Origin of the sequence: Palleronia pontilimi (assembly GCF_016412875.1) — a bacterium.
In the GTDB taxonomy this organism is placed as follows: Bacteria; Pseudomonadota; Alphaproteobacteria; order Rhodobacterales; family Rhodobacteraceae; genus Palleronia; species Palleronia pontilimi.
The window spans coordinates 153055-168060 of sequence record NZ_JAEKPD010000005.1; the positions used below are offsets into that span (position 1 = coordinate 153055).

Genomic DNA, 15006 nt, shown 5'->3' on the forward strand with positions numbered 1-15006 from the left:
AAAAACGTGACGGATTTCTCACGAAATCCGCGCCCCTCACGACCCGCTGCCCTCGGGCGTCAGGCGCAGCACCTTGCCGTTATCGGCATCCACCAGCACCAGGATCGCCCCGTCGGCGTCGATCTCGACATCGCGGATGCGGCCCTGGTCGGGGATGAACCGCTCTTCGCCGCTGATCCGGTCCCCGTCCAGCGTCAGCCGCACCAGGCCGCCGGGTGCCAGCGAGCTGGCCAGCACGTTGCCGTTCCACTCGGCGAACATCTCGCCCTCGTAGAACGCGAAGCCGCCGGGCGCGATGACCGGGTCCCAGTAATATTGCGGCTCGGCGAAGCCTTCCCTGCGCGGCTCACCGATGCCGATGGGACCGCCCGAATATTGCTCGCCGTAGCTGACCACCGGCCAGCCGTAATTTTCGCCCTTCAAGATCTTGTTCAGCTCGTCGCCGCCCGCGGGGCCATGCTCCAGCGTCCAGAGCTCGCCCGTGTCGGGCCGGATATCCGCGCCCTGCACGTTGCGGTGTCCCAGCGTCCAGATCAGCGCCGCCGTCTCACCATCCGCGACGTAGGGGTTGTCGTCGGGCACCGTGCCGTCCAGCCCCACGCGGATCACCTTGCCGTAGGTCTTGTCGAAATCCTGGGCGTAGTCGCGCTCCTGCATCGACGAATGTTCGCCCGTGGTGATGTAGGCAAAGTCACCGTCCAGCACCACGCGGCTGCCGTAATGCTTGGCCGTGGGCGACGGCGGCGACTGCACGAAGATGTCGGTCACGTCCGTCAGCTGCGTCATGTCCTCGCTCAGCGTCCCGCGGGCGGCGGCGGTGGCGGACATGCCGTCCTCCATGGGCTTGGAATAGGTCAGGAACACCGTGCGGCTGGTGTCGAAATCCTGCGCCAGCGCCACGTCCAGCAGGCCGCCCTGCCCCTGGGCGAAGACCTCGGGCAATCCGGCGATGGGATCGTGCACCTCGCCCGCGCGGCTCACGTGGCGCAGTCGCCCGGCGCGCTCGGTCACGAGGTAGCTGCCATCGGGCAGCACCTCGATCCCCCAGGGATGCACAAGGCCGGTCGCGACCTCTTGCACCGCCAGGTCGATCCCGCTGTCCAGCGCGGGCGCGCGGGTCTGGTTGGGCCAGGCGGGCTCGAACTCGGGCACGTTCTTGGCGCCCTGCTCGACCGGCTCGGCGTGTTGCTCGGCCATGGCGGGGACCGCCAGGGCGGTTGAAAGAAGCAGCGTCGGAATGATGCGTTTCATGGGAATAACCTCCGTTTGCGGGATCAACGCGACCCCGCGCAGACCCGTTCCGGACGGCACGATTTGCCGCAGCGGGAACCCGCCCGGCAGGGCGCGGCGTTTCCCGGTCGACAGCTGAAGGAGAGCCCCGATGGCCGACGCCAAGAAGACCGACCCCGAATTGTGGGAAACGGTGAAAGACGAGATCATGCAATCCGACAAGGGCGGCGATCCCGGCCAATGGTCGGCGCGCGCGGCCCAGATGGCGGTGCAGGAATACAAGCGACGCGGCGGCGGCTACGCCGATGACGGGCCGGACCAGGAAGACACCGACCTGCACGAGTGGACCGAACAGGATTGGGGCACCAAGTCGGGCGAAGAGGCGCTGGAAACCGGCGAGCGCTACCTGCCCCGCAAGGTCCGGATGCTGCTGACCGAGGATGAATACGCGCGATCGACCCAAGTGAAGAAGGACGGATCGGGGCAATATGTCGACCAGCCCGACGACGTGAAGGACAAGGTGTCGAAGATCAAGGCGGACGGCCCCACCAAGGACATGCTGATGGAGCGGGCGCAGGACCTCGACATCACCGGCCGGTCCGACATGACCAAGGACGAGCTGCTGGACGCCATCGACAAGGCCACCGACGAAAACGGGCGCGGCAAGGGCTCGAAGGCGTCGCTGGAGGCCAAGACCAAGGACGAGCTCTACGACATGGCGCAGGAGCACGAGATCGACGGCCGCTCGGACATGACCAAGGACGAGCTGGTGGAGGCATTGAAGGATGCCGGTTGAGCTGTCGGACCTCACGAAGGACGCGCTGCGCGATCTCGCCTCGGTGCGGCAGGTCGGCGGGCACAACGACATGACCAAGGACGAGCTGATCGCGGCCATGGACGACCCGGCCGAAGACGACATCGCCGAATGGCTGGGGATGACCCGGCAGGAAGTTTACGCCGCCGCCAAGGATGCCGGGATCGACAACCCCATGGACAAGGACAAGCGCACGCTGATCCTTGAGCTGGCGGGCCGCGATCCGGACTAGGCCGCCCAGTTCTTCTTGCGCGAGGTCTTGCCGATGCCGGGGTTGAACGAATTGGTCGGATCGCAGCGCTTGTAATGGTCGCACAGCGCCTCTTTCGCCTCGTAAAGGTGGCCGACATTGTGCTCGGCCGGGTATTCCGCGCCGCGCGCGTCCAGCAGTTCCAGCATCCGCGCCTTCACGGCCTTCGTATCCGTGCCCGCCTTCAGCACGTAATCCTGGTGCAGGACGTGGCACAGGAAATGGCCGTAATAGATCTTCGCCGCGATCTGGTCGTCCAGGTCCTTCGGCAGCACCTCGAACCAGTCCGCGTCGTTGCGCCGTAGCGCGATGTCCAGCGGCAGCAGATCGCCCGCGTCCTTGCCCAGCATCACCTGGTAGCGGGCCGCCGCCCCCGCCGCGGCGAAGCGGTTCAGCGTGGCCTTCGCCGCCTCGTCCTTGTCGCACAGGAACCAGCCATCCGAGCCCACCGTGCGGTTCAGGATCGCCTCGGCCCGATCGGCCGACGTGCCCGCGACCTTCAGGATCAGGTGGTGCTCGAACCGGTCGCGATAGCGCAGCAGCCGCTTCGGCAGCGCCTCGGGAAACAGCCGCGACAGCCCCTGCATCACCCGGTCCAGCAGGTTGCCCGGCAGCAGACCGATCTTGTGCAGCCGCGCGTCCAACGCCTCCTTGATTCCGAACAGCATGGGCATCCGTGACGTGCCCAGCCAGTGGATCATCAGCAGCGTGTCCTTGCCGTATTTGCGCGAGATCTCGAAACACTCGCGATGCACATATTCGCCGCTGATCGGCAGTTCGTCCAGTTCGCTCAGCAGCGCACGGCGCAGCGCGGTCAGCTGCGCCGTGTCGTTGGTGCCCACGTAGTAGGTCTTGGCGCCCTCGACCGTCGGGAAGGTGTCCAGGCGCACCGCGAAGACCGCCAGCTTGCCCGCGGATCCCGACGCCTCGTGCAGCCCGCGCGGATCGGCGTTGAACCGGCCGGGCGTGGCCGCGTCGACCTCGCGTACGCGCGACGCGTAATCGTCGTCCGACGCGCGGCCCGCATCGTCGTGGATATCTTCCGCGCGGAAATCGCCACGCTCCAGCTTGGCCAGCATCTCCTCGGGGTCGTTGCCCAGGTCGATGCCCAGGTTGTTGACCAGCTCCAGCGTGCCGTCGGCGTTCAGCCGCGCGTGCAGCGACAGCTCGGTAAAGGCCGGTCCGCGCCGCACCAGCGCGCCGCCCGAATTGTTGCAGATGCCGCCGACGATCGACGCGCCCACGCAGGACGACCCGATCACGCTGTGCGGCTCGCGGCCCAGCGGGTCCAGCAATTCTTCCAGCTTGTAAAGCGTGCTACCCGGCAGCCCCACGATCTGTCGCCCGTCGCGGATCAGGTGGATGCCGTCCATCCGCAGGGTCGAGATCACCACCACGTCCCGGTCGTAGCTGCCCTTGGGCGTCGACCCCTCGGTCAGCCCGGTATTGGCCGCCTGCATGATGACGATCTTGTCGGCCGCGACGCAGGCCTGCAGGACCTTCCACTGCTCGACCAGCGATCCGGGCCGCACCACCGCGATCGCCTCGCCCTGCCCCGAGCGCCAGCCCTTGCGGAACCGCTCGGTCTGGCTTGGATCGGTCAGGCAATGTTTCGCGCCGACGATCCGGCGCAAACGGTCGATCAGGGCGTCGTTGTCCATGGTGCGGCTCCCGGCGTGGCTGATGCGTCACCGAAAACCTAGCACAATCGCGGCCCGGGTCAGCCCCGCGGGTAAATCTGCCCCACCCGGTCGATGGCGGCCTCGACCGTCATCTCCTCGCTTTCGCCGGTGCGGCGGCTGGTCAGCTCGACCAGGCCGTTCTTCAGACCGCGCGGCCCCACGGTGATGCGCCACGGCAGGCCGATCAGGTCCATGGTGGCGAATTTCGCGCCCGCGCGCTCGTCGCGGTCGTCGTAAAGCGGGTCCAGCCCCTTGGCGATCAGCGAGCCCTCGATCAGCGCGCAGGCCGCGTCGCAATCGGTATCGCCCTGGCGCAGATTGACGATGCCGCAATGGAACGGAGTGACCCCTTCGGGCCAGATGATGCCGTTGTCGTCGTGGCTGGCCTCGATGATGGCGCCCACCAGCCGCGACACGCCGATGCCGTGCGATCCCATGTGGACCGGCACGACCTCGCCGTCCTTGTTGGTGACGGTCGCGCCCATGGCGTCGGAATACTTGGTCCCGAAATAGAAGATCTGCCCGACCTCGATCCCGCGTGACGTGCGGCGGCGGTCCTCGGGCACCGCGTCGAACTTGGCCGCGTCGTGGGTCTCGTCGGTGCGCGCATAGGGCGCGGTCCACTCGTCCACGATGGCCCGGCAGGCGTCGACATCGTCGTAATCCACCACCCTGTCGCCGAATTTCAGCTCGGTAATGGCGGCGTCATAGAACACTTCGGACTCGCCCGTATCGGCCAGCACCAGGAATTCATGCGTGTCGTCGCCGCCGATGGGCCCCGAATCCGCGCGCATGGGGATCGCCTGAAGCCCCATCCGCTCGTAGGTCTTCAGGTAGCTGACCATGTGGCGGTTATAGGCATGCAGCGCCGCGTCGCGGTCCACGTCGAAATTGTAGCCGTCCTTCATGTAGAATTCGCGCCCGCGCATGACGCCAAAGCGGGGCCGCATCTCGTCGCGGAACTTCCACTGGACATGATACAGCGTCAGCGGCAGGTCGCGGTAGCTGCTGACATGGCTGCGGAAGATGTCGGTAATCATCTCTTCGTTGGTGGGACCATAGAGCATATCCCGGTCCTGCCGGTCGCGGATGCGCAGCATCTCGGGGCCGTAAGCATCATAGCGGCCAGATTCCTTCCACAGGTCGGCCGGCTGCAGCGTCGGCATCAGCATCGGGATATGGCCCGCCGCCTGCTGTTCCTCGTGGACGATCCGCTCGATGTTCTTCAGCACGCGAAAGCCCAGGGGCAGCCACGAATAGATGCCCGCACTGGCCTGCTTGATCATGCCCGCGCGCAGCATCAGGCGGTGCGACGCGATCTGCGCCTCGGCGGGCGTTTCCTTGAGCACCGGCAGGAAATAGCGGCTGAGACGCATGGGATCGGACCTTTCGTTGACTGTCGCGCCAATCGCTAGGGCAAACGCCGCGCGGCGACAAGTTCACTCGCGCCAGTGGTCGGCCACCCAGGGCGCCGGCAACAGGAAATGGCGCAGGTACTTGTCGATCCGCTCGGGGCGGTCGTCGTCGAACGCGCCCTTCAGGTAGTCCAGCGGCGGGACGTGCTGCGCGTAGCGGTCGCCGTAGCGCCCTTCGATCGCGTGGGGCGGGTGCACGCCGCCGGGAAAGATCACGATCTTGGCGCTGTCGGGCAGCTTGGGCGGCAGCACGAAGTTCAGCGGAAAGGGCCGCGTGCAGTCCTGCCGGTAATGCAGCACCCAGCTGCGCGGAAACAGCTTGATCCCGCCCGGCGCGTTGCGGGTGACGAATCTTTGCTCGAATTTGTGTTCTGTAGCAAGGCGTTGCGGGTCGGACTTCAGGTAATCCTGCATCGGCTTCAGCGCGCCCACCGGAAAGCGAAAGCAGGACGTCTGGCCCAGACGCTCGAATGGCGTGGACTGGTTGCGCGACAGGATCACGTCGCCCGGATCGCCATACTCGAAAAACGGATCGAGCGAGCCCGTGATCACCAGGTCGAGGTCCAGGAACAGCACCGGCCCCTCCAGGTCGCCCAGCCGCTCGCCCCAAAGTCGCGACTTCGGCCAGATGCCGTATTGCGTCTTGGGGATCTCGAAGTCGATTTCGGGCAGCGGAAAGGTCCGCACCTCGTCGCGGATGCCGGTGGGATCGTCGCAGAAACAGGTGAAGCTGAACGGCGGCGTGATGTTGCGGGCCACCATCGCGTAGAGGCGGTTGATGAAGGGGGGTCCGTATTTCGTGCCCCAGTTGATGCAGATGACCTGTTTCATGCTATTCCCGGCGATCGCTTCCGCTTCCTAACCCGCCCGCTCCCCGAGCGACACCCCCGCGCTGGGTCGAAGATCGTCCCGGACGCGCGTACGACGCGCCGACACCCCCGGCCCGACCACTTGCGCTGCGGGCGGGATCGGTGGACAAGGATGGGACTTCAATGAATGTCCGGGACCCCAATGGCCCTCACGGTGCGCGATCAGCTGAAATATTGGGGCATCGCCCTGATCGTCTTCCTGTTCCTGCTGTGGTGGCTGGGCGACGTGATCCTGCCCTTCGTGCTGGGCGCTGCGGTCTCGTACCTGCTGGACCCGATCGCGGACTGGTTCGAACGGCTGGGCCTGTCGCGCGTGGCCTCGGTCGCGATCATGACCGTGATCGGCCTGATCCTCTTCGTCGCCCTCATCCTGCTGGTCATCCCCACGCTGGTCACGCAGGCGGCCAGCCTGAGCGACCGCATCGCCGCCATCTTCGAGGCGGCGCCCATGAACATCGCCCGCTTCCAGGAATGGCTGGCCACCAACTACCCGGCCTTGACCGATCGCCTGCCCAATGCGGGCGATCTGGAAAAGACCCTGAACGACGTCATCACCAGCCTGTCGGGCGCGATCCGCGAGCGTTCGGGCACCCTGCTCGAAGGGCTGCTGGCCAGCTTCTCGGGCGTGGTGAACGCGCTGATCCTGTTCGTGATCGTTCCGGTGGTGGCGTTCTACCTGCTGCTGGACTGGGACAACATGGTCGCCCGCATCGACCAGCTGCTGCCGCGCGAGCACCAGCCGACGATCCGCCGCCTCGCCCGCGACATGGACAACACGCTGGCGTCCTTCATCCGCGGGCAAGGGACGGTCTGCCTGATCCTGGGCATCTACTACGCGCTGGCGCTGGCGCTGGTGGGGCTGCAATTCGGCTTCGTCGTGGGGGCCATCGCGGGCTTCCTGACCTTCATTCCCTACGTGGGCGCGCTGGTGGGCGGGCTTCTGGCCATCGGCCTTGCGCTCTTCCAGTTCTGGGGCGACTGGATCTGGATCATCGCGGTCTGGGCGATCTTTCAGTCCGGTCAGTTCATCGAAGGCAACATCCTGACGCCGAAGCTGGTGGGCGACAGCGTGGGGCTGCATCCCGTGTGGCTGCTCTTCGCGCTGTCGGCCTTCGGCGCGATCTTCGGCTTCGTCGGCCTTCTCGTCGCCGTGCCGGTGGCCGCGATCCTGGGCGTGCTGGCCCGTTTCGGCGTCGAGCAATACACCCAGTCGGCCCTTTACCGAGGTGCCGAACCCGACAACGACCCCGAGTGATGGCCGAGCAACTGCCCTTCGAGCTGCCCGTGCGCCCCGCGCTGGGGCGCGAGGATTTCTTCGTGTCCTCGGCCAACGCCGCCGCGGTCGGACTGATCGACGGCGACGCGCGCTGGCCCGGGGGCAAGCTGGCGCTCGCGGGTCCCGAGGCGTCCGGCAAGACCCACCTCGCCCATGTCTGGGCCGACCGCGTGGACGGGGTGGTCGTGGCAGCCGATCACCTGGCCCGGCTCAACATTCCCACGCTGGCGGGCGCGCGCCACGTCGCGGTCGAGGACGTGCCACGCATCGCCGGTCAGCGCAAAGAGGAAGCCGCGCTTTTCCACCTGCACAACCTGCTGCTGGGCGACGGCGGGCGGCTTCTGTTCACCGGCCGCGACGCCCCAACGCGCTGGAGCATCCGCTTGCCCGACCTGCGCTCGCGCCTGGTCGGCACCACGCTCGTCACGCTCGAATTGCCCGACGACGCCCTGCTCGCCGCGCTGTTGCGCAAGCAGTTCCACGACCGCCAGCTCGACCCGTCCCAGAAGCTGATCGACTACATCGTGCCGCGCATGACCCGCTCGGGCGCCGAGGCGCGGCGCCTGGTGCATCTCATGGACCGCCTGTCGCTGAACGAACGGCGGCCCCTGTCGACCGGCCTCGCCCGCCGCGCCCTCCAGATGGCCGATCCGTCGCGGCAGGGCTACACTGAGGACCCGGAAGGATAGCCCATGACCATCGCCGATTTCCTGACCGAACCGCTTCCCAAACCCATGGACCCGCCCGAGGGCATGGATTTCCACGGCCCCGACCGGTTCTTCAACCGCGAATTGTCCTGGCTCGCCTTCAACTGGCGCGTGGTCGAGGAAGCCGAGAACCCGCGCGTCCCGCTGCTGGAACGGCTGCGCTTCCTGTCGATCAGCGCCACCAACCTGGACGAATTCTACACGGTGCGGGTCGCGGGCCTGCGCGAGCTGGCCCATGCGGGCAACACCACGCCCGCCGCCGATGGCCGCACGCCCGCCGAGCAGTTGCGCCTGATCAACCGCGACGCCCGCGCGCTTCTGGCCCATCAGCAGGTCGTCTATCGCCAGCTCTGCCGCGAAATGGCTGCCTCCGGCATCCATATCCTGGCCAATGACGACCTGTCCCAGGCGGACACGAAATTCCTGAAGGATGTCTTCCTCAGCAAGGTGTTCCCGGTCCTGTCGCCCCTGGCCATCGACCCCGCGCATCCGTTCCCGTTCATCCCCAACACCGGCTACTCGCTGGCGCTGCAGCTCGAACGCACGTCCGACAAGCGCACCCTGCGCGCGCTGCTGCCGATCCCGCACCAGATCGACCGCTTCATCGCCCTGCCCGCCGACGAGGGCCAGAGCCGCTTCCTGCCCCTCGAAGAGATGCTGCTGCTGCACCTGGGCACGCTCTACCCGGGCTACACCGTGAAAGGGCACTGCAATTTCCGCGTCCTGCGCGACAGCGACCTGGAAGTCGAGGACGAGGCCGAAGACCTGGTGCGCGAATTCGAAGTGGCGCTGAAACGTCGCCGCCGCGGCGAGGTCGTGCGCCTGACCATCAGCACCGGCGCGCCCGCGGGGCTGAAGAAGATCATCATGTCCGAACTGCCCGTGACCGAGGAAGAAGTGGTCGAGATGGAAGGCATCATCGGCCTTGCGGACCTGTCCGAACTGGTCCTGCCCGAGCGGCCCGACCTGCTCTGGCCCGCCTTCACCCCCCGCGTCCCCGAGCGCGTGCAGGACCACGAAGGCGATATGTTCGCGGCCATCCGCCAGAAGGACATGCTGCTGCACCACCCCTATGAAACCTTCGACATGGTCGTGCGCTTCCTGGCGCAGGCGGCCAACGACCGCGACGTGGTGGCGATCAAGCAGACGCTCTACCGCACGTCCTACGACAGCCCCATCGTCGACGCGCTCTGCGAGGCCGCCGAACAGGGCAAGTCCGTCACCGCGCTGGTCGAGCTGAAGGCCCGCTTCGACGAGGCCGCCAATATCCGCCAGTCGCGCAAGCTGGAACGCGCGGGCGTCCACGTGGTCTACGGGTTCCTGAACCTCAAGACCCACGCGAAGATCAGCACCGTGGTGCGCCGCGAAGGCGACAAGATGGTGACCTACTCGCATTTCGGCACCGGCAATTACCACCACATCACCGCGCGCATCTATACCGATCTGTCGCTCTTCACCTGCGACCCGGCGCTGGGGCGCGACGGCACGCGACTGTTCAACTACCTGTCGGGCTATGCCCAGCCGGGATCCCTGGAAAACCTGTCGATCTCGCCGCTGGACCTGAAATCCACCCTGCTGAAGCGCATCGCGGAGGAAGCCGCGCACGCGGCGGACGGCAAGCCCGCCGTCATCTGGGCCAAGATGAACGCGCTGGTGGAAATCGACGTGATCGACGCGCTCTACGCCGCCAGCCAGGCCGGGGTCGAGATCAGCCTGGTGATCCGCGGCATCTGCGGCCTGCGCCCCGGCATCAAGGGGCTTAGCGACAATATCCGCGTGAAATCCATCGTCGGCCGCTTCCTCGAGCATTCCCGCATCGTCTGCTTCGGCAACGGCCACGACCTGCCGTCGAAAAAGGCGCGCGTCTATATCTCGAGCGCCGACTGGATGGGCCGGAACCTGAACCGCCGGGTGGAAACGCTGGTGGAATGCACCAACAACACCGTGAAGGCCCAGATCGTCAGCCAGATCATGGCCGCCAACATGGCCGACGAGGCGCAGTCCTGGGTGCTCTACGGCGACGGCACCTTCACCCGCCCGGAAGGCGACGAGGGCGCGCGGCTTTTCAACTGCCACCGCTTCTTCATGGAAAACCCGTCCCTGTCCGGGCGCGGCACGGCAGGCGCCAGCGACGTGCCGGAACTGACCCATTCAGACGATTGACGCGTGATTGCAGGGCGTTAAACCTGACATCCAAGTCCAGGGGGAACCGATGACCGACGCGACCGGGGAAACCCACGACGATTACAGCCCCTTCGGCAAGCCGCTGTTCGACGATCCACTGGCCCGCGCGCTGTCACGCGTGGGCGTGATCGACGTCGGCTCGAACTCGGTCCGTCTGGTGGTCTTCGACGGGGCCGCGCGCTCGCCCGCGTATTTCTTCAACGAAAAGGTCATGTGCGGATTGGGGCGCGATTTTTCCCAGACCGGGCGCCTGCACCCCGAAGGCCGCGTCCGCGCGCTGTCGGCCATGAAGCGCTTCGCGGCACTGGCCCGCGGCATGGGCGCGTCGCCCGTCGTGACCGTCGCCACGGCCGCCATGCGCGAGGCCGAGGACGGCCCGGACTTCCGCGCCGAGGTCGAGGCCGCGACCGGCCTGCGCATGTGGGTCGTCGACGGGCGCGAGGAAGCCCGCCTTTCGGCCCAGGGCGTGCTCTTGGGCTGGCCCGGAGCCGAAGGCCTGGTCTGCGATATCGGCGGCTCGTCCATGGAACTCGCCCGCATCGCCGATGGCCGCGTCGGCAAGCGGGTCACATCCGCCCTGGGGCCGCTGCGTCTGCAAGGCGTGAAGGGCGGCCGCAAGGGCATGAAGGCCGAGATAAAGCGCGTCCTGGCGGAACTGGTCGACACGGTCGGCACCGACCACAAGCGCCTGTTCCTGGTGGGCGGGTCGTGGCGCGCCATCGCCCGGATCGACATGGAGCGGCGGGGCTACCCGCTGCACGTGCTGCACGAATACCGCATGACCACGAAGGCGGTGCAGGAAACCCTGAAATACATCGAATCCCACGACGTCGCGGACCTTCGCGCGCAGACCGGCATCGGCGAATCGCGCATGTCGCTGGTGCCCCTGGCGGCGCTGGTGCTGCGCCAGCTGGTCCGCGCCGTGCAACCGCGCGAGATCGCGATCTCGAGCTACGGCATCCGCGAGGGCATGCTCTACGAGCAGATGCCGGGCCGCCTGCGCGACCGCGACCCGCTGATCGAATCCTGCCGTTTCGTCGAACAGAAGGACGCGCGGCTGCCGGGCTTCGGGCGGGCGCTCTACCATTTCATCCTGCCGATCTTCAAAGGCGAGCGCGAGTCGCGCCGCCGGATCATCCGCGCCGCCTGCCTGCTGCACGACGTGAGCTGGCGCGCCCATCCCGACTACCGCCACGAGGCCTGCTTCGACAACGCGACCCGCGCCAACCTGGGCGGCCTCACCCATCCCGAACGCGTCTTTTTGGGGCTGTCGCTCATGCACCGCTACAAGAATTCGCGCACCGGCACGCGCTTCGAAGAGCTGATCGGCATCCTCGATGCGGGCCAGATCGCGCAGGCCGAGGTGCTGGGCCGGGCCATGCGCTTCGGCGCGATGTTCTCCGCCGAAACGCCCAACGACCTGGGCAAGCTCGACTGGTTTCCGAAGAAGAAACACCTCGAGCTGCGCCTGACCGACACGGCGCAGGACCTCTTCGGCGAAGTGGCGCAGGCCCGCTTCGACTCGCTCGTCTCCGCTCTTGGTGCCACGTCCGAGATCAAGCGCCTGCGCCCCAAAGCCCGGGACGACGCCCCCCAGGTCTGACGCCGCGCCGCGGATATTTGGAAAAAGGTGAAGATGACGGATGGGGTGCCAGGCGGTCACCCCCGGCGCTATGGACCGCCGGGGGCTTCACCTTTTGCGGTCATCGGCGTCCCCGCCTGTACCGCGTCTCCAGTGTCGCCAAACAGGGTTAACAGGGCGTTACCCTGTCTTCATCTTCTCGAAAATATCCTGCGGGGGGCGCGCGCCTGCGCGCGCGGGGGTGCAAAACCCCCTCGGCGTCGGCCGGACGCGGCTAGATCTCGATCTCGTCGTCCATGGGGACATCCAGCGGCGTCTTGCGGCGGATGATGATATCGCCGTTGGGCAGCTTTTCGGGCGGGTGATACTGGCCCAGATCGTCGATGCCGATGCCGTTGAAGTTCCATTCCTTCAGCGCCTCGGCCATCTCCTGCATTTGCGGCTCGACCTCGCCCATCAGCCCGCGCAGCAAGCGCCGCGCGCCTTCCGACAGCAGATCGACGCCCTCTTCGATATCTTCCGGCGTGCCGGTCTGCTGCGCGGCCAGCGGCGTCATGGCGAGGCAAAGAACCAGGATCAGCGCGTGTCTCATGGCAATACCCTAGCGGCAACGGCTGCTTCGATCAAAGCGCGACGTCCAATGTGACCGGAAAGTGATCCGACGCCGTCAGCAGCGCATCGGCCAGCACGGCATCGGCCCGGATCGTCCGATCGCGCAACGGATGCCACACCCGCCAGTCCGGATGCCGCGCGGCCAGGTCGGGCGAGACCATGATGAAATCCAGCATCTCTTCCAGCCACTGCCGCTGCACCGTCAGCCAGAAGCGCGCGCTGGTCGCATCCCCGTCCGCATCGGCATGCGGGTCGTAAAGCTGCACCTCGTCCGCCGCGCCGCGCACGATCTCGACGCCCGAGCGGCCGAACAGTTCCTCGAACCGGTCCAGCCCCGGCCCGTCGTTGAAATCGCCCGCCACGATCAGCGAAACGCCTTCTTCCAGATGCGCCTCGACCCGGCGGCGCAGCCAGATGCATTGGGCCAGCTGCTTGCGGCGATTGGCGATGGACAGCCGCAGAATCTCGTCGGGATCGGTCGCCCCCCGGGGCGATTTCGACTTCGCGTGCACGCCGATCAGGCGCAGGTCGGTCCCGCTGGGCCGGTGATGCAGCGCCGCTTCCAGCGGTGGTTTCGACCACTCCACCCGATCGGTGCGCGCGTCGATATCCAGATCGATGCGGAACGTGCCGTCGAAGCGCGGCGCGCCACCGTGGGTTTGCGGGTCATGGCGCGCCTCGAAGATATCCGGATCGTAGAGCAGCGTGATTTCCTGCTGCGTGTGGTTCGCGAACCCCTGCAGGGCGGCGCGCGCCCGGATACCCGCATATGCCGCGAAGCTTTCCAGCGCCAGCAGCCCGTCGCGGCGACGGGACGTGTCCGGCGCTTCGATCACCAGCACCGCGTCGGCATCGAGCGCGGCGAACACCCGCACCAGCGCGTCCGTTTGCATCGCGCGGGTCACGTCCCAGCGCGCCGACCAGCCGCTGTCATTGCGCAGACGCCCCTCGTCGTCGAACAGACGATCGAACCATTCGACATTGTAGGTGGCGATCCGCATCAGGCGGCCTGATCCGTGATCTCCTCGTAGGCGCGGTTGATCGCGATCATGCGCCGCTCGGCCATGCGCACCGCTTCCTCGGGCACGCCGCGGGCGATCACGCGGTCGGGATGCGTCTCGCGCACCAGCTTGCGCCACTGCGCCTTGACCTCGCGCAGATCGGCGCCCGGCTCCAGCCCCAGCACGTCCCACGGATCGGGGTCCGCGTCGGGCACGAAGCGGGTGCGCAGCGCGCGATATTGCCGCTCGTCCAGCTCGAAGATCGCGTGCACCCGGCGCAGGAACGCTTCCTCGTCGGGATGAAGCTCGCCGTCGGCCACGGCGATGTGGAACAGCCCCTCCATCAGGTCGCACAGCGCCCTGTCGCCCGCCGAGAACATGGCGCGGATGCGGGTGGCGTATTCCTCGAACCCCGCTACGTCGGTGCGCGCCAGGTTGAAGACGCGCGCGGCGGCGGCCTCGTCCTTCTTCGGGATGTGAAACACCTCGCGGAAGGCCGCCACCTCGTCGCGCGTCACCTGACCGTCGGCCTTGGCCATCTTCGCGCCCAGACCGATCACCGCGATGGTGAAGGCGACCGAGCGTTCGGGCGGCGCATTCAGCCGCTCGAACACCGCCGCCAACCCCTGCCCCGAGGTAAGCGCCGAGATCGCGTCCGAGATGCGCTGCCAGATCGACATAGCGCCAGCCTACGCGGTTTCCGTCAGGCTGGACAGCGCGACCAGACCGCGCGGCGTGATGATCTCGGCCTCGAGCGCGGGCAACGGGCCCACTTCCAGCGCCACCTTGTCCATCTGCGCCAGAGCCGGCCATTCCGCCGACAGCCGGTCCATTTCGGGATGGCGCAGCACGATCCGCTTCATCTTGCAGCTGCTTTCGGGCAGCTTGGCATGGGCGCGGGGCCCTTTCCACTGCATCAGCGCGGGCAACACGTTGTCACCGGGCAGCGCGCCCGAGCGCGGCACCGCCATGGACCACGCCAAGTCGCCGCGCTGGAAATTCAGGATCTCGCCCATCCCCATGGGCGCCTGGCCCAGGGCGCCGGCCAGGTCGGCGGTGCTGGCGATCCAGTTGCCCAGGCGCGGCGGGCCGCTGAACGTGTCCAGCCCGAACCACCGCTTGCGGTCGGGCTTCGGCGCCTTCGGGTCAACCGCGATCACTTCCAGGTAGCAATCGGGCCCCAGCGACAGCAGCCGGTTGTGGGTGCCCATCAGCGTGTGCTGGCCGCCGGGCACCAGCTTTTCGCCCAGCATCTCGGACACGATCCGGGCGCCCTCATCCAGGTTTTCGGCCAGAATGGCCAAGTGATCCAGTTGCATGTCGCATTTCCCCTTGGCGCGCCCGGCATGCCGGACGGTGTCCCGCGCCTCTAAGGGTTTGCTGT

At 67.1% G+C, this 15006-nt stretch carries 14 protein-coding genes; 6 read left to right on the forward strand and 8 right to left on the reverse strand.

Features of this window, described 5'->3' with window-relative positions:
* Positions 1 to 36: 36 nt before the first annotated feature.
* The gene (locus ILP92_RS05940; protein WP_198915450.1) at positions 37 to 1251 is read right to left on the reverse strand and encodes a PQQ-dependent sugar dehydrogenase; all 1215 of its coding nucleotides are present in this window, start codon (positions 1249 to 1251) and stop codon (positions 37 to 39) included.
* A gap of 130 nt (positions 1252 to 1381) precedes the next feature.
* Between ILP92_RS05940 and ILP92_RS05945 the strand changes: the two genes are divergently transcribed.
* Positions 1382 to 2026 (forward strand): Rho termination factor N-terminal domain-containing protein, encoded by a 645-nt coding sequence (locus ILP92_RS05945; protein ID WP_198915451.1) that lies wholly within the window; start codon positions 1382 to 1384, stop codon positions 2024 to 2026.
* Positions 2016 to 2276 carry a hypothetical protein gene (locus tag ILP92_RS05950; protein ID WP_198915452.1) on the forward strand — a complete coding sequence of 87 codons (261 nt, stop codon included), beginning with the start codon at positions 2016 to 2018 and terminating at the stop codon, positions 2274 to 2276. Before ILP92_RS05945 ends, ILP92_RS05950 begins: the two co-directional genes overlap by 11 nt.
* Here ILP92_RS05950 and dld read toward each other — a convergent pair.
* The 3 genes from dld to ILP92_RS05965 all read right to left on the reverse strand — a co-directional run bounded on the left by dld (position 2273) and on the right by ILP92_RS05965 (position 6222).
* Positions 2273 to 3955 (reverse strand): D-lactate dehydrogenase, encoded by a 1683-nt coding sequence (dld, locus tag ILP92_RS05955; protein ID WP_198915453.1) that lies wholly within the window; start codon positions 3953 to 3955, stop codon positions 2273 to 2275. The genes ILP92_RS05950 and dld overlap by 4 nt on opposite strands.
* 59 nt (positions 3956 to 4014) lie before the next feature.
* Positions 4015 to 5352, reverse strand: a complete 1338-nt coding sequence (gene proS, locus ILP92_RS05960) for a proline--tRNA ligase (RefSeq protein ID WP_198915454.1) — start codon at positions 5350 to 5352, stop codon at positions 4015 to 4017.
* Positions 5353 to 5415: 63 nt separating this feature from the next.
* Positions 5416 to 6222, reverse strand: coding sequence for a glycosyl transferase (locus ILP92_RS05965; protein WP_198915455.1), 807 nt, complete (start codon positions 6220 to 6222; stop codon positions 5416 to 5418).
* Between the two features lie 180 nt (positions 6223 to 6402).
* Here ILP92_RS05965 and ILP92_RS05970 point away from each other — a divergent pair, with 180 nt between their 5' ends.
* From ILP92_RS05970 to ILP92_RS05985, 4 genes are read left to right on the forward strand one after another with little or no spacing between them, the layout of a single operon-like run.
* Positions 6403 to 7515, forward strand: a complete 1113-nt coding sequence (locus ILP92_RS05970; protein ID WP_198915517.1) for an AI-2E family transporter — start codon at positions 6403 to 6405, stop codon at positions 7513 to 7515.
* Positions 7515 to 8225, forward strand: a complete 711-nt coding sequence (locus ILP92_RS05975) for a P-loop NTPase family protein (protein WP_198915456.1) — start codon at positions 7515 to 7517, stop codon at positions 8223 to 8225. The genes ILP92_RS05970 and ILP92_RS05975 overlap by 1 nt, the downstream gene beginning before the upstream one ends.
* Positions 8226 to 8228: 3 nt before the next feature.
* Entirely contained in the window at positions 8229 to 10406 is a 2178-nt protein-coding gene (locus ILP92_RS05980) for an RNA degradosome polyphosphate kinase (protein ID WP_198915457.1), read from the forward strand.
* 49 nt (positions 10407 to 10455) lie between these two features.
* The gene (locus ILP92_RS05985; protein WP_198915458.1) at positions 10456 to 12030 is read left to right on the forward strand and encodes a Ppx/GppA family phosphatase; all 1575 of its coding nucleotides are present in this window, start codon (positions 10456 to 10458) and stop codon (positions 12028 to 12030) included.
* 253 nt (positions 12031 to 12283) lie between these two features.
* On the opposite strand, the gene ILP92_RS05990 is transcribed toward ILP92_RS05985, so the two are convergent.
* The 4 genes from ILP92_RS05990 to ILP92_RS06005 are packed head-to-tail and all read right to left on the reverse strand — an operon-like array spanning position 12284 to position 14941.
* Positions 12284 to 12601, reverse strand: coding sequence for an AAA+ family ATPase (locus tag ILP92_RS05990; RefSeq protein WP_198915459.1), 318 nt, complete (start codon positions 12599 to 12601; stop codon positions 12284 to 12286).
* Positions 12602 to 12632: 31 nt separating this feature from the next.
* The gene (locus tag ILP92_RS05995; protein ID WP_198915460.1) at positions 12633 to 13622 is read right to left on the reverse strand and encodes an endonuclease/exonuclease/phosphatase family protein; all 990 of its coding nucleotides are present in this window, start codon (positions 13620 to 13622) and stop codon (positions 12633 to 12635) included.
* A complete protein-coding gene (locus tag ILP92_RS06000) occupies positions 13622 to 14302 on the reverse strand; it encodes a molecular chaperone DjiA (RefSeq protein ID WP_198915461.1) in 681 nt (226 codons plus the stop codon). The genes ILP92_RS05995 and ILP92_RS06000 overlap by 1 nt, the downstream gene beginning before the upstream one ends.
* Before the next feature lie 9 nt (positions 14303 to 14311).
* The gene (locus ILP92_RS06005; RefSeq protein WP_198915462.1) at positions 14312 to 14941 is read right to left on the reverse strand and encodes a VOC family protein; all 630 of its coding nucleotides are present in this window, start codon (positions 14939 to 14941) and stop codon (positions 14312 to 14314) included.
* Positions 14942 to 15006: the final 65 nt, after the last annotated feature.